We start from the raw sequence: 22,304 nt of genomic DNA on the forward strand, positions 1-22,304 counted from the left end.
AAATCCAGCGGTCTCTGCGGGACATCCCTGCCATTGCTATTCCTGCTAGTCGCCAATCTTGCGGATATCTTAATTGCGGTACATCTGGCGGACCATGTCGTTGATCAGGTTTGTAATGGCATCTTCGACCGACGCGGCATATTCTCTCTGGCCTCTGCTGAAGAACCCGATTCTTTCGGAAGCGATGCCGATGCCCGACGCCATGACGGATGCGTACTGGATCATCTCCGTGTCATAGAACATCAGTTCGACCGTGATCGCCGTGTTTCCCCGGGCGTCGTCCTGAAACGGACCTTCTTCCTTGTTCAGCGCTACCATGGCCGCGGTCACCCTGGGAATCATGACGAGGTCGAGTGCGCTTTCCTCGATCACTTCGCCCGTGGGCTGCGCATCCAGTATCGTTACCCGCGAGAAAACACGGTTCGCTGATTTCGTGATGATCGATTCGAGGGATTCACCGATTTCAAAAATGTACTTGTCGAGATCCGACCTGTCATCGATGACGAACTCGCTGACATCCACGGGAATGTACACTCCGACGCGCAAATCCACGGGCCTGGCGATATTGGCCGAAGGGCCGATGTTGGGATTCAATTTGATGCTGTGGGTACATCCCGCTAAAATGACGATCGCCACCAGTCCAGGCGCTGTTTTAAGTACATGCATGTGCCGTACCTCCCTGGTACGTCCATCCGCTCCGGGCAAGTCTGTGCCTGTACTCCCGGCAAACGCCTTGAAAGCGTGCTCGCGCATACCGTTTCAAGTTACATGAAAACTACGGATTCCCGAACGAAAAGTCAAGCGGCTACGGCGAATATCCACCGACCGCACAAACACCGCGAAACCCCGATAACACTTGACATTCCAATGGATTATCTCTAGTTTCAAAGACCGTTGACGCGACGGAAAAGGCTGTTTTCAAAACGTCGTGTATGATGGATGAACAGGGCTGGTTCAACCCCTTTCCCGGAGACCGCGCTCCGCATGGCGAGCATCTACCTGGATCATAACGCGACCACACCGGTCAGGTCCGAAGTCTTCGATGCGATGGAACCCTTCTTCAGAGACCGGTTCGGCAACGCATCGAGCATCCACCGGTTCGGACAGGATGCCCGCGCGGCCGTGGAAGAAGCGAGGGCCCGGGTGGCCGGCCTGGTGAACGCACGACCCGGCGAGATCTATTTCACCAGCGGCGGCACCGAGTCCGACAACCTGGCGATCAAGGGCGCCGCCTACGCACGCAGGGCGCATGGCAGGCACATCATCACGACGAACATCGAACATTCGGCCGTGCTGAACAGCTGCGCTTTTCTCGAACGGGAAGGTTTTAAAGTGACCTATCTTCCCGTGGACGAACTCGGCCGGGTCGATCCCGGCCAGGTGGAGGACGCCCTGACCGACCAGACGATCCTGGTCAGCATCATGCACGCGAACAACGAGATCGGCACGGTCCAGCCCGTGGGCGAAATAGGCCGGATCGCCCGGGCGCGCGGCGTGTGCTTCCACACGGACGCGGTGCAGTCCGCCGGCAAGCTGCCGGTCGACGTGGAAGCAATGCGCGCCGACCTCCTTTCGCTTTCGGGCCACAAGATCTACGGTCCCAAGGGGGTGGGAGCCATCTACATCCGCAAGGGCGTCGAGATCGAACCCACGGCCCACGGCGGCCATCATGAAAACGACGTGCGGTCCGGCACGGAGAACACCGTGGGCATCGTGGGCCTGGGCAAGGCCGCTGAACTGGCGGCTGAAGAGCGGGAAAGCGAGTACCGGCATCTGTCCGAAATGCGCGATGCCCTGGAAGCCCGCGTCCGCGTCGAGATCGAGGGCGTGAAAGTGAACGGGCATCCGGAACGGCGCCTGCCCGGCACGTTGAACGCTTCCTTCCCCGGCGCGGAAGGCGAATCGCTGATCATGAGTCTGGATCTCGCGGGCATCGCCGTGTCCACCGGCTCGGCCTGCACATCGGGCGCCATCGAACCGTCCCACGTGCTGCTGGCCCTGGGCAGGGACCCGCGCACCGCTCTCGGTTCGGTCCGGTTCAGCTTCGGGCGGGACAATACCATGGGGGACGTGGGCTGCGTCATGGACAGGCTGCCCGGCATCGTAGCCCGCCTCCGCGACGTTTCCGCCGCGCAGGTACCCGGTTGAGGCGCGTTCCATGTACTCATCCACCGTAATGGATCACTTTCACTCGCCCCGCAACGTGGGGGATCTTCCCGACGCGGACGGCGTGGGCAACGCCGGAAACCCCATCAGTGGGAACACTATTGCACTGTACTTGAGGATCGCGGACGGGACCGTAACGGACGCGAAGTTCAGGACCTTCGGCTGCGCGGCGTCTATCGCGGCGAGCAGCATGGTCACCGAATGGGTGATCGGCAGGACGACCGAAGAGGCCGCGTCCATCGAAAACCATACGATCGCGGAGGCCCTGGGCGGCCTTCCGCCTACCAAGATGCACTGCTCCACCATGGCCGCTGACGGCGTGCGGACGGCGATCGAGGATTACCGGTCCCGTCACGGCACGGGCCGGAAAGACTGAACTGATGACGACAATTTCCCATTCTTTTGTCCGCGGCGGAGAAGCCACGGCTTCCGCCTTCGATCCCTTCGTCAACCGGCTGCCGCCGGCAGGGGCGAAGGTCGTCGTGGCCATGAGCGGCGGCGTGGACAGCTCGGTGGCGGCCGCGATGCTCAAGGAAGCGGGCTGCGAGGTCATCGGCGTCACGATGCACCTGTGGGACTACGACCGCGTGGGAGGCAATGCGCAGTTCGAACACGGCTGCTGCACGGTCGAGGACCGCAACGACGCGCGGGTCGTAGCCGGCAGGCTCGGCATCCCCTACTACGTGGTGGATTTCCGCGAGGAGTTCGAGCGGGGCGTCATCTCGAATTTCGTCTCCGAATACGTACAGGGGCGTACGCCCAATCCCTGCGTGGCCTGCAACAGCAAGGTCAAGTTCGGCGTGCTGCTCGACCGGGCCCGCGAACTCGGCGCCGACTACGTGGCGACCGGACACTATGCCCGGGTGGCGCTGGATGGAACCGCGGACCAGGCGGGCGATGCAGGCCAGGCGGGCCGCCTTGTCCTGAAGCGGGGCATCGACGAAAACAAGGACCAGTCCTACGCCCTGTGGGAGATGACCCAGGACGAGCTGGCCCGGACCGCCTTCCCCGTCGGCATGCTCACGAAGGCGCAGACGCGGGAGATCGCCGAAAGACTCGCGCCGCGGGTGGCCGCCAAAAAGGACAGCTACGAGATCTGCTTCATCCAGGACCGTGGCCACGAAAGGTTCCTCAGGGAGTGGACGGCGAATCACCCCGTGAACACGGACGAAGGGCTCCTGGCCATCGAGGACCCCATACGGCCGGGACCGATCGTGGACACGAAGGGCCATGTCCTGGGTGAGCACCGGGGGCACCCCCTCTACACGATCGGGCAGCGGAAGGGGCTTGGCCTGGCCGCGGGACGCCCGGTGTACGTGGTCGACATCCTGCCTGATACGAATACGATCGTGGTGGGCGACGACGAGGATCTTCTCAACGACCGGCTCATTGCGGACGGGGTCAACTGGCATACCGAGGATGCCCCGGCGGGAGAGGTCCGCGGACAGGCCAAGATCCGGTACCGGCAGGAAGCGACACCCGCGGTCATCACGCCCTGCGAACCCGGCGTCGTACGGGTCGACTTCGAGTATCCCCAGCGGGCGGTCACGCCGGGACAGTCCGTCGTATTCTATGACGGCGAGACGGTCCTGGGAGGCGGCATCATACGCGAATGAGGTCGTTATGCGCTTCGGTTGGGCGCCTGCGCGAGTTTCCGGCTATCTTCGTTCCTGGTGCCTTGGATTGGCCTGCAGCGTGCTTGTGCTGCTGCCGGATCCCAGAGCGGGCGCGGCAGAATCCGTAAGAATCGACCATGGCGTTCGAGTGACCTTCGAACCCGTCGACGCCCCCTTCGTGGAACACGTGCTGGGCATCGTTCAAGAGGCGTCGCCTCATCTGCGCGCCACGCTGGGCCTGCCCTCCGCCGATACCATCCACGTCCATATCGCCCCCACGCAGGAAGACTTCCTGACCTATACGCCCGGCGCCATACCCGACTGGGGCGCGGGCTACGCGGTGCCGCACCGCAGGCTCGTGGTGCTCAGGTCTCCCCGGATTACCGGTACGTATGACGGTTCCGAAGAACTCGTGGTGCATGAACTGGCCCACGTGATGCTGCACAGTGCGCTTCGCGGGGCGGATATACCCCGCTGGCTGGACGAGGGCTTCGCGATGCACATGGCGCGGGATTGGGGATTCTGGGACCGGGCGTCTCTGGTGGTCGCCGTCGTTTCGGGAAACCTGGTCCCCCTGAGCGCCATTCAGGGCGTGAACAGGTTCCCCGAACATCGGGCCCATCTGGCCTACCAGCAAAGCGCCCTCGCCGTGCAGTACATACTCAGGAGTTACGGCGAAGCGGGACTGCACGCCCTGTTCGACAGCCTGAGGCGGACCGGGTCCATCGACCGGGCCTGTTTCGAGACTTTCGGCATGAGTGTCGTGGAGTTCGAACGGGACTGGCTGGCTTACATGGAACGTAACTACGGCTGGCGCATGTTACTCGGCGAAAGCCTGTCCCTTGTGGTTGCGCCCCTCTTCGGCGTGCTTTGCCTGCTCGCGTTCCTGAAGATCCGAAGGCGGAGGCGGGCCACGCTGCGCCGCTGGGCGCGCGAGGAAGAAGGCGACTGGCGCACGGACGAAGACGACTGGCGAAGGAAGAACGAAGAGTGGGTCATGTCCAGGGAGCGGAATGAATGAGCGGGCGCGCAGAAAGCGGGATGGGAACGGAATGAACAAAAGTGCGCGTATGAGAGCGCGTTACAAATGAAGCTGTCGCACCGGCTCGAATACGCGGGACTTCGGGTGTTGATGTCGCTGACCAGGCGGCTTGCGCCTGCGCGCGCTTCGCGGGTGGGCAATGTACTGGGGGCACTGGCCTTTCACGTGACCGGCATGAGGAAGAAGCTGGTCATGGAGCACATGGCCCGGGTCTTCAGAATGACCGGGGATTCCGAGAAGCTCAGGGCCATGTCCCGGTCCGTCTACCGCCAGTTGGGCTGTACCGCCGTGGAACACGCCCGCCTGCTCGCGGGGCGGACGGCGGATCTGCGGGAACGGCTCGCTGTCTCGGGAGAAGCACATATCGCCCATGCCCGCGAGGGGGGCCGCGGGGTCATACTGATCACCGGCCATTTCGGTTACTGGGAGCTGCTCGGCGCGACGGTCGCTATGCTTGGCCATCCCATTACCGTCGTCGCGAAGAAGCTGCACAATCCCGCCGTCGACGGCCTGGTGCACGCGGGACGCGAGCGGCTGGGCATGGCGGTGGCCACGATGGATAAAGCGCCTCCCGCCGTCTACAGGGCGCTTCGGCGCAATGAATGTGTGGGGCTGCTCGCGGACCAGGACGCGGGGGCCGGCGGCGTGTTCGTCGATTTTCTGGGAATGCCGGCGTCCACCTACCAGGGACCGGCGCTTTTTGCGTTGCGCACGGGCGCGCCCATCGTGCCGTGTTTCATCATACGATCCGGCCCGGAACGGCACCGGGTCTGTTTCGAAACCCCGATCGAGGCGATTCCGACCGGAGACGAACCGGCCGACATCGCACGGATTACCCAGGCCTACACGGACGTGCTGGCCCGGTACATCATGGATTATCCCGATCACTGGTTCTGGGTCCACCGGCGGTGGAAGACCCCGGCGCCCGACGATTCAAATCACGTATAGTAAAGGAGGCCCCTTCCATGCCACGCTACCTCGCCCTCGCCATCTGCGCCGTATCGCTGTACGGTATCGCCGCGGCCTGCGGAAACGGAGGAGATCAGTCCGGATCACGGTCGCCGGAACAGCCGGCCGATCCTCCGCCGTTGGTGGCCGCGCCTGCCGTCGCGGAGCGCCCGGGCGCCCCAGGTCCGCCTGGCGCGGCACCGGTGAATTCCCAGGAGCAATCGACATCGGGCGCAGCCGCGGGAGTCGCCTGGACCGTACCGCCACGTTGGGAAGTGCAGCCACCCCGTACGATGCGCATGGCGACCTATCTGATCCCGAAGGACGCCGAAGACGACGAACCGGGCGAGTGCGCCGTGTTCTATTTCGGCCGTGGGCAGGGAGGCAGCGTCGACCTGAACCTGCAGCGTTGGCGGGAACAGTTCGAGACGGATACGGGCGGTCAGCCATCACTGGCCGAGCGGAAGTCGACCATCAACGGCCTGGCCGTGACCACGGTGTCCCTGGCGGGGACGTACCTCGCCTCCATGGGCCCCATGTTCCAGTCCGGTGCTGTGAAAAAACCGGGCTACAGGATGCTCGGCGCCATTATCGAGGCGCCGGAAGGCAACGTGTTCGTCAAGCTCACCGGACCGGAGAATACGGTCCTCAGCGCGGAATCCGAGTTCCAGGCCTTCCTGAATTCGCTCAGGAAATAACAGCGCGGGGCCCTTGAAAACCGCGCAGGGCCCTTGAATCCGCGTTCCGGCGAGGTATCTTGAGCGGGTTGAGCATACTTGTCATACAAACCGCATTCGTGGGCGACCTCGTTTTGTCCACCCCGTTGTTCGAAGCGGCCAGGACGCGGCTGGGCGCCGGCCGTGTCGGCGCCGTCGTGCGGCCCGAAACGGCAAATCTGCTTCGGAACAATCCTCACGTCGACGATATCGTCATCTACGACAAGCATGGCGCGCAAAAAGGCCCCCTGGAACTGCTTCGCCTCGCCCGCAGGCTGCGCAGCGCCGAATACGATGCGGCGTTGATCCCCCACCGGTCCCTGAGAAGCGCACTGCTGGGTTTACTGGCGGGCATCCCCGTACGGGTGAGCTTCGATCGAAGCGCGGGCAGGCTGGGCCGGCTGCTCCTGACAGACCGGGTCCCCTACCGGTCCGTCCACGAAGTCGACCGAAACCTTTCTCTTCTGGCTTCATGGAAGGTGGATACCGATGGGATACGCCCGGCCCTGTACCCGGACGAAGCGGACCGGATGCGGGTGGATGCGCTGATGCGGCAATCGGACGTTGCACCTTCTGAACCACTTTGCGGCCTCAGTCCCGGTTCGGTCTGGGCGACCAAGCGATGGCTCCCCGGCCGATACGCTGTGCTGATCCGCCGGCTCGCAGAAGAATACGGATACCGTTCCGTGCTCTTCGGCAGTACCGGGGACCGGCCGCTTTGCGCCGAAATCGCCGCCGAGTCCGGTGTCGACCCATTGAACGCGGCCGGCGCGTTGACCCTGCTGCAGTCGGCGGCGCTCGCCGCCCGCTGCTCCGTCGTAGTTTCGAACGACACGGGGATGGGCCACGTGGCCGCCGCCATGGATACGCCCGTCGTGGCCCTTTTCGGCCCCACGGTACCCACCTTTGGGTTCGTTCCTCACGGACCGGGGCACCAAGTCGTCGAGACCTCCCTGGACTGCCGGCCGTGCAGTTCCCATGGCGGGAACCGGTGTCCCATCGGAACCCACGACTGCATGCGCGGCATCACCGTGGAGCGTGTGATCGAAGCCGTGGCCGTCCATCTCGGCAAACCCGGCCGGTCCGTAACAGACTGAACTGGAATCAACATGCGCATCGGCATCATCGGCCTCATCAACCACGACACCATCTTCATGACCGGCGGCCGCCGGATCCAGGACCTCGGCGGCATTTTGTACAACACCACCGTAATGGCCGACCTCGTGGGCGATGGCGACGGGCTGTTTCCCATCAGCCGTATTGGAGCGGATTGTTACGCCGACATGCGCGCCATCCTGGACCCGCGCCCCGCCGTCAACAACCGCGGCGTCCGCGTCTCACCAACGGGAACCAGCCGGAACCGGATCCGCTACGACGAAGACATGGAGAAAGTCGAGCAACTGACCAACCATATCGGTCCCATACCCTTCGAACAGATCGAACCGTTTCTGGATCTTGACGCCCTGCTGGTGAATTTCATCGTGGGCGACGATATCAGCCTGGAAACCATGGCAGCCGTGCGGGATAAAGCCACCGGGCTGCTGTACCTGGACGTGCACAACCTGTGCCTGGGTATCGACGCGGAAGGCTACCGGCGTAGACGGGCGCCCGAGGACTGGCATCGATGGATCGAGATGTTCGACGTCGTTCAGATGAATGAAGTGGAGGCCCGACTACTGGCCGGTGTGGCCGTCGCAGGTGACCAGGCGGCGGGCAGATCAGGCCGTCCAAGCGGCCTGCTGGATTCGGAGGATGAATTCATCGCCTTCGGTAGGTCCGTGACAGTGCTCGGTCCCTCGGTATGCGTCATCACCCGGGGGCCGCTCGGTCCCGTCACGGTGTACCGAGAGGACCGGGAGACAAAGGCCATCGCTCTCCCTTCCGAGTCGGCCCGCGAGGTAGTCGACACTACCGGTTGCGGAGACGCCTTTGCCGCCGGTTTCGTCGTCGAATACGCGGCTACGAAAGACCCGGTCGGTGCAACCCGCCTCGCGAATCGTGTCGCAAGCGTGAACTGTACCGTGGCGGGATTGCCGGAAACCGGCACGTTCTCCGATGTCCGTTCGTGACGGGTCAACGTCCTCGTGGGTGCGTGTAACGTGACCGGTGGGCGCCGGTGACCTGGACCGTGGGCGCCGGTGACCTGACCGGTTCCGGGCACCACGGCCGCCTGCCTTACTCGCCCGAAATGATGAAGCTGGCTGATTCGGACACGCTTTCGCCGGAATGGCGGTCCACGAACGTCACCGTGAGGACATATACGCCCGGCGTCAGGTTGGTGGTATCCATCGCCGTAAATTCGGCTTCCTCCCTCGAGGAACCTTCGCCTTCGAAAGTCAGCAGGACCGTCTGCATGTCCTCCAGCTGTCGGGATGGCCGGAAAGGCCGGGCAGGCGTTCCTTCGGGTACGATCTCGTACTGCGTCTCGTAGGAGGTCCTGCCCGATGCTTCACCGAGATCCAGGTTGTATACCTCGTAATACACATACACGAGCTGGCCGCGCCCGTATACGCGCAGGGGATGGGGCACGATATTCAGGCCGTTGCGCACGAAGGGACCGGTCCGGTCGGTCCGGGTGATCCCGGTGGACAGCTTCAGATCGCTGATCATCAGAGCGCCCCCCCGGTAATCGCGAATGTTCACCTGTTTACTGTAGACGCCGACCCGCTGGGAGGCTTCGTCCCGCATGTCCACCCACGCTGTGAACACTCCCTGAGGCGCTCTTACGTCGACGGCGAGGGTGTAGGTGGAAACCCTGGCCTGGTCCGGACTCAATCTGCGCGTGGGCCGTTCAATGGGACCAAAGCGGAACCGCTGGTTAAAAACCGGGCTGGATTCGTCGTTACGCAACGTAGCCTGGTTACTGAGATAGGTCACCAGCCCCTTTCCGTCACTCGTGTCCCCGAACTGCCAGACCGGGATGCTGTAGGACAGTTCGACTTCCGTCCTTATCCCGTCTCCGCGGAAGGTGACGGCATCAAAGGCATAGTCCAGGGGTTCGCCGGCAAAATCGTGTTCGTATTCCTCGGGGGTTTGTTCAATCAGACGGTCGGCGACTTTCATGGGGTGCAGCGTTACGTCTCTGCGCATCTCCCCAAGAGCCGCGATGGTCGAAGAACCCGCGTCTACCTGCAGTGTCCGCTGGGGATAGTCGAACCGGCCTCCTCCCGTCGGATCGACGAAGAACAGTTCCATATCGTGCGTCACGTATACCCAGCTTTCCGCCCTGTAGGTGGATCCCATGCTTCTTCGCTGGATTACGGCGGTTTCATAGTTGACCTGATCGATCTTTTTGTTCGCAAAAGGTTCCGCGCTCAGGTTGTCCGCCGTCAGTATGGACTCTGCACCAAATCCTACGCGTTGCGCCACATCCCGATCCAGCAATACGGCCACCTGACCGGGATCTACTTTCAACCGGTAGCCGAACTGCCAGTTCATTTCGCGTATTTCGTCCACCTCCGGTTTACCCGTTGGCGGATACAGGTTTCTGGGGTCTTCGTTTGCGCGGTACAGGAATCGCTGGCGGTCGTCCGGTTCGCCGAACCTGACGTATACCTCTCCTCTCCGGTCGTAGGGGAACTGCGTATCGGAGAAATGGATCCTCGCATACATGACCCGCTTGTAATGTTCGACCAGGCGTTCGTTCTCGATGGTGGCGGGATTCGAGTCGCGTGCATTCCAGAATTCCGTCCAGAGGTCCTCCCGCTCCTTGCCTTCAGCCGATCGCCATGCCTTCAGCTCTTCATTGGTGGCCACATGGACCAGGTCCCGGTAAACCGCCTGCTCCTCGAGGTCCAGCGCGTTGACGTAGGTCTCCAGAGATCGCTGCAACAGGTCGTATTGTTTCTTCGTACTCATGGATAGCGCTTCGAACTGCGTCAACAGCGTCTGGATCAGGTCGGAAGATATACCCTCCATCTCTTCTGCCATCTTCCTGAGCTGCTCAGCGCCCCGTTCATAGTACTCGAACCGGTGGCATACACCCGCGAAACGCTGCAGCGCCTCGGGATGTTCCGGGTTGACCTGGTACTGCAATAGATACGAGTTGAGGGCCTTGACATAGTCGTCGTACCGGTCCCTTACCTGCATGTGCTGGTCCGACAGTTTCAATTCCTCGTAGCAGCGGCCGAGTTGAAAGTGGGCATCGGGATGCAGGGGATCCAGTTCGACGGCCCGCTGGAAAAAGTCGCGGCCGTCCTGGTGGCTGCCAATGAGCCAGCTTTCTTCACCCTGGTCCATGTAGGTCATCCCCAGGGCATACTGGTACTCAGCGTTTCCCGGATCCAGCTTTATGGCCTCGCGCATCGCCTTCCGCGCGTCGAGTCTTCGGTTGGGAACGCGCATGTTTGTGAGTCCCAGGCCCATGTGTCCGGGCGCCCAGAACCGATCTCTGCGCACCACCTGCTTGAATGCCTCGAGCGCTTCGTCGTTCCGGTTCAGGGCGTAGAGGGTCATACCGAGCCAGTACTGGGCGCGGGACGATTTCCCATCCAGCTTGACGGCCTGAACCAGTAACGGCAGGGCTTCGGTGTACCGGTCCAGCGCGTAGAGCCGTCTGCCCTCTTCCAGCAAAGACGGATTTTGAGGCATTGCGTCCGGAGGCATTGCGTCCGAAGGCGACGGGTCCGGCGACATTGCGTCCGGCGTCATCGATCTGACCTGTGGGGAGAAAATCGTAACCGAGATGGAAAGCACCCCGGTCAGGATCAGCCGTCTGCCGGCAAGAAAGTTGGATTTTGACAGGGAGGTCTTCATATCTACTTGCCTACCCGGTAACCATAGCCTACGACGATCCAGGCCTTTACCGCTTCGCCTCTGAGCGTGGCGGGATGATACCACGATGTGTATATCTTCGCGAGCAGTAATTCGTCGATTTCGTCGTGGCCCGTTGATTCGACGATTTTCGCTTCACTGACCTCGCCCACCTCGCTGATCAGCAGTTCGAACTTCACCAGGCTGTTATTGATATGACGGAGGTTTCCGGGTATTTCGCTTCGGGATATGCTGATGTCCACGCGCCGCGGTACAGGCGGCGTATCGAAGCGCAGAAAACCGGATGAAGCGCCGCTCATGTCACCTTCAGCGCCGCCCCCTGAGCCGACCGCTCCGATTAACTCCGCCGTCGCGCCGCCGCGGGAGCCGTCGCCGCCGGAACCTTCACCTTCTCTGGAACCGGCGAAACCGGTGGAACCGTCCCTGCTGTCGCCTGAGCCCCTTGAGCCGTCTCCACGGGAGCCTGCACCACTGGAGCCGCCGCCGCGGGAGCCCGCGTCACTGCCTCGACTGGAACCGCCGCTACGGTCCGAGCCAGCGCCATCGCCCGCGCCGAGGCGTCCGGAATTTCCTTTCCCGTCTAATCCGGCTATGCCTTCCGTTTCGCCAGCCCTGGAGTCGCCGCCGGAGACGCCTTCGTCTATCGATTCACCCAAACCTCCTCCGGCCAGCGAACCATCGTTTCCCAGGGGCACCGGCGTTGCGATCGGGTGGGTGCCTGCCAACCCGGTGGCTTCTACCGGTGAAGGGAGAGAGAACGTGGTGACCGTATGGGTACCGGACAGCCCGGTGGATTCCACCGGGGTGGGCAACTCGAACGTCCTGACCACGTGCGTACCCGAAATCTCGGCAGCTTCCACCGGAGAGGGAAGATCGAACGTCGTGATCGCGTGGACCTCCGATATCACGCTGGCCTCCACGGGTGAAGGGAGGTTGAAGGTCGTGACCTCGTGGGCCTGGGATATCTCGCCGACCTCCATTGGCGAAGGGAGGTTGAAGGTCGTGATCTCATGGGCTTCCGACAACACGACCTCCTCAAAGGGCGTGGGGAGATTGAAAGTCGTGACCTCGTGAGCCTCGGAGATCTCACTGACCTCGACCGGAGTGGGTAGATTGAAGGTCGTTACCTCGTGAACTTCCGATATCGCAATGTCTTCGATCGGCATCGGAAGGCTGAAAGAGGTAACCTCGTGGGGTTCCGATATCGCCAGGTCCTCAATAGGCACGGGCAGATTGAACGTCGTTATCTCGTGAGCTTCAGAGACGGCCAGTTCTTCGATAGGAACGGGCAGGTCGAACGTCGTGACCTCGTGGACCTCCGACAGGGCCAGATCCTCCACTGGTTCAGGAATGTCGAATGTCCTGAATTCGTGGGCCTCCGACACTACAAACTCCTCCACCGGTTCAGGAATGTCAAACGTCGTGACCTCGTGGACCTCCGATATGGCCAGGTCATCAACGGGCACGGGGAGGTCGAACGTGGTGGCCTCGTGGACCTCCGACAGGGCCAGGTCCTCCACCGGAGGAGGGACTTCGAAGGAAGTGATCTCGTGGGGTTCCGATATCGCGATCTCTTCGAAGGGTTCGGGCATTTCGAATGTCGGGATTTCCTCCGCCTCCGCGATCGCGCTCTCCTCGACCGGTGGCGGCAACTCGATGGGCGTGATCTCTTCCGGCTCTGAAAACTCGTCCATCTCTGATGGCGGAGGTGCTTCGGCCGGCGGGGGAACCTCGGTCGGCGGGGGAATCTCCGCCGAAGCGAACGCTTCCGACTCCGATATCTCACGGTCCGCCACCAGCAGGGAAGCCTCGACGGGGATGATCTCCTCCATCTCCGTCATCTCGCTCTCCAGCACCGGCGGCGACGCATCTATGGCCGCGGGCGCCGGCCCGTCGTCGCTCACTGCTTCGTCGCCCGCATCTCCCGCGCCTTCGGCGCTTTCCGTCCCGCCGTCTTCCGTCCCGCCGCCCTCAGACCCGCCGCCCTCTTCCCCGGCCGCCCCCAGAATCTCCTCTTGCGGATCACTGGCCGCCTCGTCCGGCTCCGCGCTATCGACTTCCACCTCGTCCGTTACGAGGGTGTCCTCGATGAGAACCTCGACCAGGAATGGAGGATAGGGCGTCAGTTCTATCAGTTCTTCTACCGTCGGTTCCAGGAACCTGTACCAGTAAACCGTCCCACTGACGATCAGATGAATCACGGCGGCGACGACGAATCCGACACCGAGGAAACGCCGCGACAGCCGTTTCAACCGGTGGGGAATCAGGTCTTCGAATTCGAGCTTTGCCAGCGCTTGAAGAAAGCGCCGTGCCCTATGTCGCGTAGAATGGTTCATGGCGGCTTTTCTTGTACTTAAACTATTATTAATCGCAACTATACTACATCGAAAAGAAGCAGTGAATTATGCTGGTGTCAAGGTCGGGTTGAGCCTGACCTGCATTACGACGATCGTTGTATTATGATGTGCTGGTAGTATTTTCAGTCATACCTGCATCATCTGCTTCGGATTCCCAGGGATCGACTTGATGCGTGGTGCGTTACAGGGACTGTCAGAAAGCGCAATTACACAGATCACTGCTTCAACCCAAACCGAAAGGGGGCTTTCATGACCGGGCGGGACGAGAACGTTGTCATACTCTTTCGAGGCGGTCGTCTGCCGGAATGGCATCAGCTGGACGAGGCCCGGCGGACCGACTACGAGCGCCGTCACGTCGACCTGATGCTGTCGGTTGCCGACCGCCATGGACTGATCGGCATCCACGGATACCGGATGCTGGGGCCCCGTGTGAACTGGGAGCGGTTCTGGACGATCGAATTCCCGGACCTTGACGGCGCGGAGGCCTGGATGAAGGCCGAGGCGGAACCGCCGTACGGTCGCTACGGTTACTACGACTATACCCTCACGCGCCGCTGGCGGCCTGAGTGCCTTAACTGGCTGCCACGCAAGGCCGAACCATCGGTGACCCCCGGCACCGACCCGCATATCATCCCGGTCCTTTCGGCCGATCTTTCGTCGATCGTCCTGCTGGCCTTCGGCGGGCGGCACCGGGGCGCAGACGCGGACGATTCCTGGGAGCACGACGAAGAGAGATGGCGGCGCATGCGGAAGGTGAGCCGGGACCACGGCCTTATCCACGGCGAGGTCTTCCAATTGATGGGCGCGAGCGACCGCGGCGATTACGCCTGGATCCTGGAATTCCCCGGTCTGGCCGGCATCGAGGCCTGGGTCGACGCGGAGACGGCGTCGCCACTGGCGGCCGTTCAGCGCCACGACTTCCACGTCGCCAGGCGCTGGGCACCCGAATACTTCGCCGCCTGGGCGGCGGGATGGGGTGGTGAAGGGGACGGTGGAAGATAATGTTTACGAGTTTTTGCCGGTAGTGACGGCTAAGACATTATACACCTTGCCGTGATCGGTCTCGTCCGTTGCCCGGGATCCTGCGCGGGCTATACGGGCTATGGACATTGTTCAAGGGAGAATACAATGGAAAGGGTAAACTGGCCAATGGTGGGCATTCAGGCGGCTTCCACCATCGTGATCATCGTCGTCACGCTGCTCACATTTACTTCTCAGGCCAATCGAACACTCAGGGAAGAAATGAGCGCGGAATTCACTGAAATACGCACCGAGTTCAACGCGTTAGGTTCCGAGTTCTCCGCGCTGCGAACCGAAGTGCACGACATGAACGGGAGGCTTGGTCGTGTGGAGGGACTCTTGAGGCTTGGCGCGTTGAGCGATGAGTAACGGGGCTGTTTCAGTTCTTCGGCTGGTGCCTTACGAATATTACCGCATTTAGTGTATCATCTTCCATGTACTTAAATCTGAAAGCTCTCGCGAAGGAACTCCGAGGAAGATTTACCGTCATCACGTGTTCAATCGCGAACTCATCGACTTCCGGATATCCCGATGATTCGACAATCCATGCCGTATCGATCAACTCATCTACCACATGTAATACCGCCCGAACATCTCCTTCGTGCTCGAGGTTACTTCCTGGCGGGACTGCGGCCAGAAACGGGAAAGCGCCCACTTCCGCCGTATCGAATTCAGTAGATGGTTCTTCCTGCCCGTCACTATCCTCAGGAACTCTCACGACGAATTGCAGCTTGAACGGCGGATCCCCCCAGCCTACCTTCCACGGCCGGGTTTTCTTCTGTACTTGATTCAACGCGAAGTCGTCCACCTCCGGGAATCCTGACGACACAATCACCCAGGCCGTATCGATTACGGTATTGACTGTCCGCACTTCTAACCAGACGATTCCTTCGTGCTCTATACCGCTATCTGGGGGTACAATAGCGGAAGCCCCAACAATAGCCTCTTTTGTCTTATCGAACAGCACTATAGGGTCATCAGTGGTATTATATGGACCTCCCGCCGGCCCGGTCGCTTCAGGAGTTGCTTCTTCTATCTTGTTGTCGGTTCGGCCGCATGCAAAAACCGTCATTCCGAGAAAAGCCAAAAGAGCACACAATCGCATCTCGCTAATCTCCTTGTCATGACGTACTTGGTGGCCTCTGGAGAACGGGCTTAGGGACGTTCTCAGGGACGGCTTGCAATGTTAGTCTGAATATTTGAAACTTTCTGGAAGACGTAATGGATGGTACCCGTTGTCGCATACCTTGTCAAAGGATTAGCCTGCCGCATTATTCCCTTGGACGCGGCGTCCGGAATCGTCATTTTACAACGTCGAGCACCCCTTTGACCTGATCGGCTGTTTTTACTGTCCAGGCCAACATGTCTTCAACCTCCAACTCGAGCGTCAGGCAGCGGCTGCTGTACCTCCACGCGCGGACGCCCAGCGTTTTCTCCGAGATCCTGGGATGTACCCCCATTGAACCCGTCAAGGACTACCGGGCGGAAATCACGGCGGACGTCCCCGACTGGCCCTACAACACCGTGCACGACGCGCTCGTCGACGGGTGGCAGATCGTGCAGTTTCCCCATCTCCAGGCGCCTATCGACGACCGGGACCTGGACGTCGTGGGATACGAGTTCATCTTGCAGAAACTGGAGGAGGTCCAGGATGGATAAATCCCATCTGCTCACGGATATGGAGATGGTCGGATTTATCGTAAACGGCTATCACCTGCTCGAACTCGATCTTCCCGAGGGACTCAACGAGCGCATCGCCGGACGGCTGGACGAACTGGACCACAATCCCGGCGACGCCATCGCGGAGGAGGTGCCGGAGCTCTGGCAGGCGGTCGAACATCCTGCGGTGAAAGCCGCCCTGGTCAGCCTGCTCGGCGAGGACTACGAGGTACAGGGCCACCGCCACTGGCATTGCAAGCAACCGCACACCGGCTACATGTCCTGGCACCAGGACAGCACCAACAGCCGGGACACCCGGATCGACCGGCTCCTCGGGCTGTTCTACCCCACCGACATCACCCCGGAGATGGGACCGACCATCATTGTCCCGGGCACGCAGTTCCGCAACGCGCCTACGGACCGCATGGCCACCTATACCAACATCCATGGGCAGGTGCCAATGGTCGTCAGGGCCGGGACCTTCGCCCTGACCCACTATGACCTCTGGCACGGCACCGCGGCCAATCGGACATCCATCAAACGCCATATGATCAAGTTCCTGTTCAGGCGGGTGCGGGACAACCGCGCGCCGACCTGGAACCACGATCCCGAAGCCATGAACGTGCCCACCGCCTGGGGCGGGAAACGGGACGATCCCAAGAACGTCCTGTCTTTCGGCAACCCCATCGGCGTCGGCCAGAGCGATCACTACAAGGAGCGTCAGATACGTTGGAAATGCTGGAACAATCTGCTGGGAGTCGCCGATGCACCTGACCGTTAGCAACCATTCCTTCGAATACCTCGACCTGGAAGGCACGCTGGCGCTGGCCCGGGCTATCGGCTTCAAGGGCGTGGACATCGCCGGGTTCCACGACCGGGGGCGATGCAGCCTGGAGCCGGACGAAGTGGGCGCGGACCCGCTGGGCCATGCCAACCGGCTCAACCGGTTGCTGGCGAAATACGAACTGGAGGCCGTCGATTTCTTTCCGCAGTTCGGCGCGTCTCTCGACGAACGGTCCTTCAACGCCCCGGACCCGGCGGTGCGGAAGCAGAACAGGACTTCATTCGAAGGGATCATCCGCTTCTGCGAGGCCGTCGGCATACCGGGATTCACGATCAGCCCGGGCACGCACCACCCGGGCCGCTCTTTCGAGGCAAATCTCGACACGGCCGTCGAAGCCATGAACGAATTGACCGATCTGGCCGGCGAACGGGACATCACGGTCCGCTTCGAACCCCACGTCCAGTCCGTCGTCGACACGCCGGAACGGGCGCTGGCCCTGCTGGAACGGGCGCCGGCGGCCACGGTCACGCTGGACTACTCGCACTTCGTCATGCAGTACATCCCCGAGGAACGGATCCACCCGCTCCTCGCCCGTACCGATCATTTCCACATCCGTGCGGCGCGGCCCGGGAAACTGCAGTCCCGGCTCGACGAGAACACCATCGATTTCGTGGACATCGCCCGGCGGCTCGAAGGACTGGGCTACCGGGGCTGCCTGTCCATCGAGTTCGTGTACATGACGTGGTTCGACTGCAACCGGGTCGATTGCCTGACGGAGACCATCTTCACGAAAGACCTCATGCAGCCGCACGTGCCGGTGTAACCCCACATGCCCGACCTCTATGCCGGCGCCGCCCGGCGCGTCATCAACCCTCCCATGGGTGTCCGGACCATGGGCTTCAGCTCCCGGGAAGGGCTCGTCCAGGCGATCGAAAGCGACCTGACGGCCACGGCGCTGGTCCTTTCGGACGGAAGGGCCAAGATCGTGATCGTCGCGACGGACACGGGCTGGATGGACCTGCCCGTGGTGAACGCCCTGCGGGAGCGCATCGCCGAAGTGGTGGGAACCGCCTCCTCCCACGTCATGGTCAATCTCAACCACACCCACAGTGCGCCCGCCATGCCGGAGTGGTTCCCGGACGAACCAGGACAGGTCGCGCTGCAGTCCCGCTACCAGGAAGCACTGTGCGGTTGGATCGTGGAAGCGGCCCGGGAAGCGGACGAAGGAAAGGTTTTGGCGCGTATCGGCGCGGGCCGGGGCGAATGCCCCATCGGGGTATACCGCCGGGAGACCGATCCCGACGGCGAGATCTTCCTCGGCGAAGTACCCGGCCATCCGACTGATCCGGCCGTGGGGGTCCTTCGCGTAGACAACCTGGAAGGCCGCCCCATCGCCATCCTGTTTTCCTACGGATGCCACCCGGTGACCGTCGGGCCCCGGTCCATGGTGGCTTCGCCCGATTTCCCGGGCGCGGCCCGGGACCTGGTCGAGCACGCGATCGGGGGACTATCGCTCTTTCTCCAGGGATGCGGCGGGAACATCATGCCGCGGGGCGGCCTGAGCATGGAGGCCGACTGCAGGGACGAGAAAGACCGTATCGGGGCCACGCTGGGCGCCGAGGTCGTCAAGGTCGCCGCGGGAATCCACACTCACCGGAAGCGCGGGGAGCGCCAGCGCATGGGTTCGCTGTCCCGCATTACCGTCTGGCCCTGGGAGCCGGTCACCGGCGAGGCTTGCTCGCGCCTGGCCGCCGCGGACGAATCCGTTTCGCTCGGGTTCATCGACCTGCCGCCGCTCGACGAGGCTCGGGCCATCAGGGCGGAATGCCACGAGGCTCGAGACAAAGTCCGCACACAGGGCGGCAAGACATGGGAGATGCTCGTTACCACGAGATTTATGGACTGGAGCGACCGGCTCGTCGAGGCCGTAGCAACCGGCAGCAACTCAATCGACGTCGTGGTCCAGGCCATACGAATCAACGATATCGTCCTGGCCGCGAACAGCACGGAGACTTTTTTCGAAACCGGACTGGCCATCAAGGCCGGGTCGCCGTTTCCCCAGACCCTGGCCATGGGCTACACCAACGGATGCGTATGCTACCTGCCCAGGGCGGAGGATTTCCCGGCGGGCGGCTGGGACATCCGCAAGCGCTGGTACGGCGTGCCCGACCTGTTGTTCCAGGCTTACAGCATGCCCACGGCCATCCACCCCGAATCGGAGCGGCGGGTCGTCGACGCCACGCTGGCATTGATCGACGGGCTGCGATGACCGGCGGGCGCAAGCGAGGACTGCAGATGGGTGATATTCCGATCGAACAGTACAGGAAGTCCCGCTCCAGGGCCGCGGAACTGTATTCGCGCGCGCTGGAATCGCTGGCCGGCGGGGTGGGTCACGACCTGCGCAGGGGCCATCCCCTGCCGTTGTACATTTCGCGTGCGGCCGGCTCACGCAAGTGGGACGAGGACGGCCGGGAGTACATCGACTACGGCATGGGCAACGCCGCGCTGCTGCTGGGGCACGCGCCTCCGGACGTTTGCCGGGCCATGCGCGACGCCCTCGATCTGGGGTTTCATTTCGGCAACGACCATCCGATGCAGCTGGAGTGGGCCGAGCTGATCCAGAGGATGGTTCCCTGCGCGGAACGCGTGCGCTTCGTGAACTCGGGGTCCGAGGGCAGCATGCTCGCGCTGCGTGTTGCCCGGGCCTTCACCGGCAAGACCCGGGTGCTGCGTTTCGAGGGACACTTCAGCGGATGGCACGACGGCGTGGGCAAGGGGGCCATGATCCCCTTCGACGAGCCCGTCTCGGCAGGCATCCCGCCGGCCGTCCTCGATACGATCGAAGTCATCCCGGCGGACTTGGGCCGCGTCGCCGAAGTGCTGGAGAAGGACCGGGACATCGCCGCCGTCATGCTGGAGCCGTCCGGCGCGTCCTGGGGTACCGGACCCCTTACCGTGGCCTTCAACGAGGGGCTTCGCGATCTGACCCGGAACCGCGGCGTGCTCCTGGTCTACGACGAGGTCATCACGGGATTCCGCTACGCTCCGGGCGGTTACCAGGAATACGCCGGGATCACGCCGGACCTGAGCTTCCACGGCAAGATCGTGGCGGGCGGCATGCCCGGCGGCGTGCTCGCGGGGCGCGCCGACATCATGGAAGTGTTCGACTATACCGGCGACGCCCACCGGGACCGGTACGAACGGGTGCATCACCTGGGGACCTTCAACGCCAACCCGGTCTCCACCGCCGCCGGCATCGCAACCTTGAAACGCGTGGCCACCGGTCTGCCTCACGAGCGGGCGAACCGGCTGGCCGAACAGTTGCGCCAGGGCATGGACGGCATCCTCCGCGAGGAAGGCGTGGCCGGTTACGTCTACGGCGACGCTTCCATCTTCCACGTCTACCTGGAGGCCTTTCCGGGAAGCGGCGCATCGGACCGTGAACGAATGGTCACCCGCGACGTGAACGTCCTCAAGGGGATCCCGGCTCCGGTAGTCTCCGCCTTCCAGAAGATGCTGCTCGCGCGCGGCATCGACCTGGTCTCCTACACGGGAGGCGTCACTTCCTCCGCCCACACCCACGAGGATATCGCAATAACCCTGGACGCCTTCGCTGACGTCATACGGGCCCTGGTCCGCGAGCGCGTGATCGCGACACTCAAGTAGAAAGGAGCGACAGGTCACATGAAACTCACCCTGACTTCGCCGCGGTCCAGAGTAGCACAGCTGGCTGCCATCCCGGCGCCTGATGGCTGTGACGCGCAGGTGCTTCGTCTGACTGGAAGCGGCGGTTCGACCCTTCTGGCCGAACGGGATCCTCTGTCCGCCATATATCACGCCATCCTGCCGTCCATGGAGTCAGGCGAGGTGGCAACGTGGGATGCGGCCACGGCCGAAGGTCCGACGCCCCGCTGCGGCATCGAACATGTATGCCGTGAAGACCGGGTGGAGGTGTCGCTGGGCGGCGCGCCGTTCATGACCTTTCACCACAGCGCCGCATATCCCAAACCCTTCATCAACCCCATCCTCACGCCGGGCGGTGTCAACATGCTGAGGGAGCCCATGCCGGCTTACGGCGAAGGGGAGCACCCCTGGCAGCGGGGACTCACCCTGATGCAGGGCGCCATCAACGGCGTGGATTGCTGGGGTGAATTCGACCGGCCCGGGTTCGGGCGGACCGCCCAGGATGAGATGTCCATCCACCGGGGGCCGTTGTCGCTCACGATCGCCACGGGCAACACCTGGTACGAGGCGGACCGGCCCCTCATGTCCGACCGCCGCTGGTACCGCCTCTTCGACACCGGCCGCGACGCCGTGGTACTGGATGTCCTCTTCACGCTCATCACCAATCACGGTCCCGTAACCATCGGGTCCACGAAGGAGGGCGGGTTCCTCAGCATCCGCGTCAATCCCACCATGAACGCGTCGGGCGACGGCCGGATGCGCAACGCCTACGGCGCGGACGACGAGACCGGTTGCTGGTCCCGTAGGGCGCACTGGATGGACTACTGCGGCCCGGTGGGTGGCGAGACCAGGCTGACCGGCGAGACCAGGCTGACCGCAGGCTTCGCCGTCTTCGACCACCCGGACAACCTCCGCTATCCCACGGCCTGGCACGTGAGAGGGTACGGCCTGTTCGCCGCGAACTGCTGGATGGTCTGGGACGACCACCGCTGCGAAGCGAATACGGAGACTACCTTCCGGTGGCGTGTCGTCATACACACCGGCGATACGCGCGAAGCGGCCATCGCGGACCGTTTCCTGGACTACGTGGACGGACCGCGGGCGCAGTGGGATCAGCCTGAGGCTTGACGGGACAACAGATTCGGTGATCCCTGCTCGGTATCTGAAGACTCAAAAACCCCTGCTGTGCACGAGAAAACCACCATGGCGCCGACTAATCCTGTGAGAGGCACGTTCTTGACCCCATTTAAATAACGCACACAGGAGGCGTCCATGTTGACTCACGGTGATTTAAACAAGAGGTTTGAGGCTTTTGAGCAGAACACGACCGAAAGGTCCAATAGGTTTGAGCAAGACGTGGTCAACAAATTCAACTTCTTTGCTATAGAAGTAACGAGGAAGATCAGCGCACTGAACGAGTGCGTTGACCGGCGGTTCGAAGCTGTAGACCGGCAGTTCGAAGCTGTAGACCGGCGGTTCGAAGCCGTGGAACAGCGACTCGACGCCGTGGAACAGCGACTCGACGCCGTGGAACAGCGA

19 protein-coding genes are annotated in these 22,304 nt (G+C 62.4%); 15 read left to right on the forward strand and 4 right to left on the reverse strand.

Annotated features, from left to right (window positions below):
* Nucleotides 1–69 precede the first annotated feature (69 nt).
* Entirely contained in the window at nt 70–666 is a 597-nt protein-coding gene (locus F4Z81_05635; protein MXW04534.1) for a hypothetical protein, read from the reverse strand.
* Nucleotides 667–984: 318 nt separating this feature from the next.
* Between F4Z81_05635 and nifS the strand changes: the two genes are divergently transcribed.
* The 8 genes from nifS to F4Z81_05675 all read left to right on the forward strand — a co-directional run bounded on the left by nifS (nt 985) and on the right by F4Z81_05675 (nt 8,557).
* Nucleotides 985–2,148 (forward strand): cysteine desulfurase NifS, encoded by a 1,164-nt coding sequence (nifS, locus tag F4Z81_05640; GenBank protein MXW04535.1) that lies wholly within the window; start codon nt 985–987, stop codon nt 2,146–2,148.
* A gap of 10 nt (nt 2,149–2,158) precedes the next feature.
* Nucleotides 2,159–2,542 carry an iron-sulfur cluster assembly scaffold protein gene (locus F4Z81_05645; GenBank protein MXW04536.1) on the forward strand — a complete coding sequence of 128 codons (384 nt, stop codon included), beginning with the start codon at nt 2,159–2,161 and terminating at the stop codon, nt 2,540–2,542.
* A 4-nt stretch (nt 2,543–2,546) separates the two neighbouring features.
* Complete coding sequence (mnmA, locus tag F4Z81_05650) at nt 2,547–3,782, forward strand: tRNA 2-thiouridine(34) synthase MnmA (protein MXW04537.1); 1,236 nt, start codon at nt 2,547–2,549, stop codon at nt 3,780–3,782.
* Entirely contained in the window at nt 3,739–4,803 is a 1,065-nt protein-coding gene (locus F4Z81_05655) for a hypothetical protein (protein MXW04538.1), read from the forward strand. Before mnmA ends, F4Z81_05655 begins: the two co-directional genes overlap by 44 nt.
* 66 nt (nt 4,804–4,869) lie before the next feature.
* Nucleotides 4,870–5,772 (forward strand): lysophospholipid acyltransferase family protein, encoded by a 903-nt coding sequence (locus F4Z81_05660; protein MXW04539.1) that lies wholly within the window; start codon nt 4,870–4,872, stop codon nt 5,770–5,772.
* Between the two features lie 17 nt (nt 5,773–5,789).
* The gene (locus F4Z81_05665; protein ID MXW04540.1) at nt 5,790–6,470 is read left to right on the forward strand and encodes a hypothetical protein; all 681 of its coding nucleotides are present in this window, start codon (nt 5,790–5,792) and stop codon (nt 6,468–6,470) included.
* 56 nt (nt 6,471–6,526) lie between these two features.
* Nucleotides 6,527–7,585 (forward strand): lipopolysaccharide heptosyltransferase II, encoded by a 1,059-nt coding sequence (waaF, locus tag F4Z81_05670; GenBank protein ID MXW04541.1) that lies wholly within the window; start codon nt 6,527–6,529, stop codon nt 7,583–7,585.
* Nucleotides 7,586–7,597: 12 nt separating this feature from the next.
* Entirely contained in the window at nt 7,598–8,557 is a 960-nt protein-coding gene (locus F4Z81_05675; protein MXW04542.1) for a carbohydrate kinase family protein, read from the forward strand.
* A gap of 106 nt (nt 8,558–8,663) precedes the next feature.
* Here the strand turns inward: F4Z81_05675 and F4Z81_05680 are convergent, their stop codons facing one another.
* Entirely contained in the window at nt 8,664–11,243 is a 2,580-nt protein-coding gene (locus tag F4Z81_05680; GenBank protein ID MXW04543.1) for a tetratricopeptide repeat protein, read from the reverse strand.
* A 2-nt stretch (nt 11,244–11,245) separates the two neighbouring features.
* Nucleotides 11,246–13,597, reverse strand: coding sequence for a hypothetical protein (locus tag F4Z81_05685; GenBank protein MXW04544.1), 2,352 nt, complete (start codon nt 13,595–13,597; stop codon nt 11,246–11,248).
* A 270-nt stretch (nt 13,598–13,867) separates the two neighbouring features.
* Between F4Z81_05685 and F4Z81_05690 the strand changes: the two genes are divergently transcribed.
* Nucleotides 13,868–14,620: a hypothetical protein gene (locus F4Z81_05690; GenBank protein ID MXW04545.1), complete on the forward strand. Its 753-nt coding sequence runs from the start codon at nt 13,868–13,870 to the stop codon at nt 14,618–14,620.
* 126 nt (nt 14,621–14,746) lie between these two features.
* Nucleotides 14,747–15,007, forward strand: a complete 261-nt coding sequence (locus F4Z81_05695) for a hypothetical protein (protein ID MXW04546.1) — start codon at nt 14,747–14,749, stop codon at nt 15,005–15,007.
* Between the two features lie 10 nt (nt 15,008–15,017).
* On the opposite strand, the gene F4Z81_05700 is transcribed toward F4Z81_05695, so the two are convergent.
* Nucleotides 15,018–15,743 carry a hypothetical protein gene (locus tag F4Z81_05700; protein MXW04547.1) on the reverse strand — a complete coding sequence of 242 codons (726 nt, stop codon included), beginning with the start codon at nt 15,741–15,743 and terminating at the stop codon, nt 15,018–15,020.
* 257 nt (nt 15,744–16,000) lie between these two features.
* Here F4Z81_05700 and F4Z81_05705 point away from each other — a divergent pair, with 257 nt between their 5' ends.
* The 5 genes from F4Z81_05705 to F4Z81_05725 all read left to right on the forward strand — a co-directional run bounded on the left by F4Z81_05705 (nt 16,001) and on the right by F4Z81_05725 (nt 21,893).
* Entirely contained in the window at nt 16,001–16,297 is a 297-nt protein-coding gene (locus F4Z81_05705; protein ID MXW04548.1) for a hypothetical protein, read from the forward strand.
* Nucleotides 16,290–17,078 (forward strand): phytanoyl-CoA dioxygenase family protein, encoded by a 789-nt coding sequence (locus tag F4Z81_05710; GenBank protein ID MXW04549.1) that lies wholly within the window; start codon nt 16,290–16,292, stop codon nt 17,076–17,078. The genes F4Z81_05705 and F4Z81_05710 overlap by 8 nt, the downstream gene beginning before the upstream one ends.
* On the forward strand, nt 17,062–17,904 hold the full coding sequence (locus F4Z81_05715; GenBank protein MXW04550.1) for a sugar phosphate isomerase/epimerase: 843 nt from the start codon (nt 17,062–17,064) through the stop codon (nt 17,902–17,904). The genes F4Z81_05710 and F4Z81_05715 overlap by 17 nt, the downstream gene beginning before the upstream one ends.
* A 590-nt stretch (nt 17,905–18,494) precedes the next feature.
* Nucleotides 18,495–20,747, forward strand: coding sequence for an aminotransferase class III-fold pyridoxal phosphate-dependent enzyme (locus F4Z81_05720; protein ID MXW04551.1), 2,253 nt, complete (start codon nt 18,495–18,497; stop codon nt 20,745–20,747).
* A gap of 18 nt (nt 20,748–20,765) precedes the next feature.
* Nucleotides 20,766–21,893 carry a hypothetical protein gene (locus tag F4Z81_05725; GenBank protein MXW04552.1) on the forward strand — a complete coding sequence of 376 codons (1,128 nt, stop codon included), beginning with the start codon at nt 20,766–20,768 and terminating at the stop codon, nt 21,891–21,893.
* The last annotated feature ends 411 nt before the right edge of the window (nt 21,894–22,304 follow it).

It is taken from the genome of Gemmatimonadota bacterium, from assembly GCA_009835325.1.
In the GTDB taxonomy this organism is placed as follows: domain Bacteria; phylum JAAXHH01; class JAAXHH01; order JAAXHH01; family JAAXHH01; genus JAAXHH01.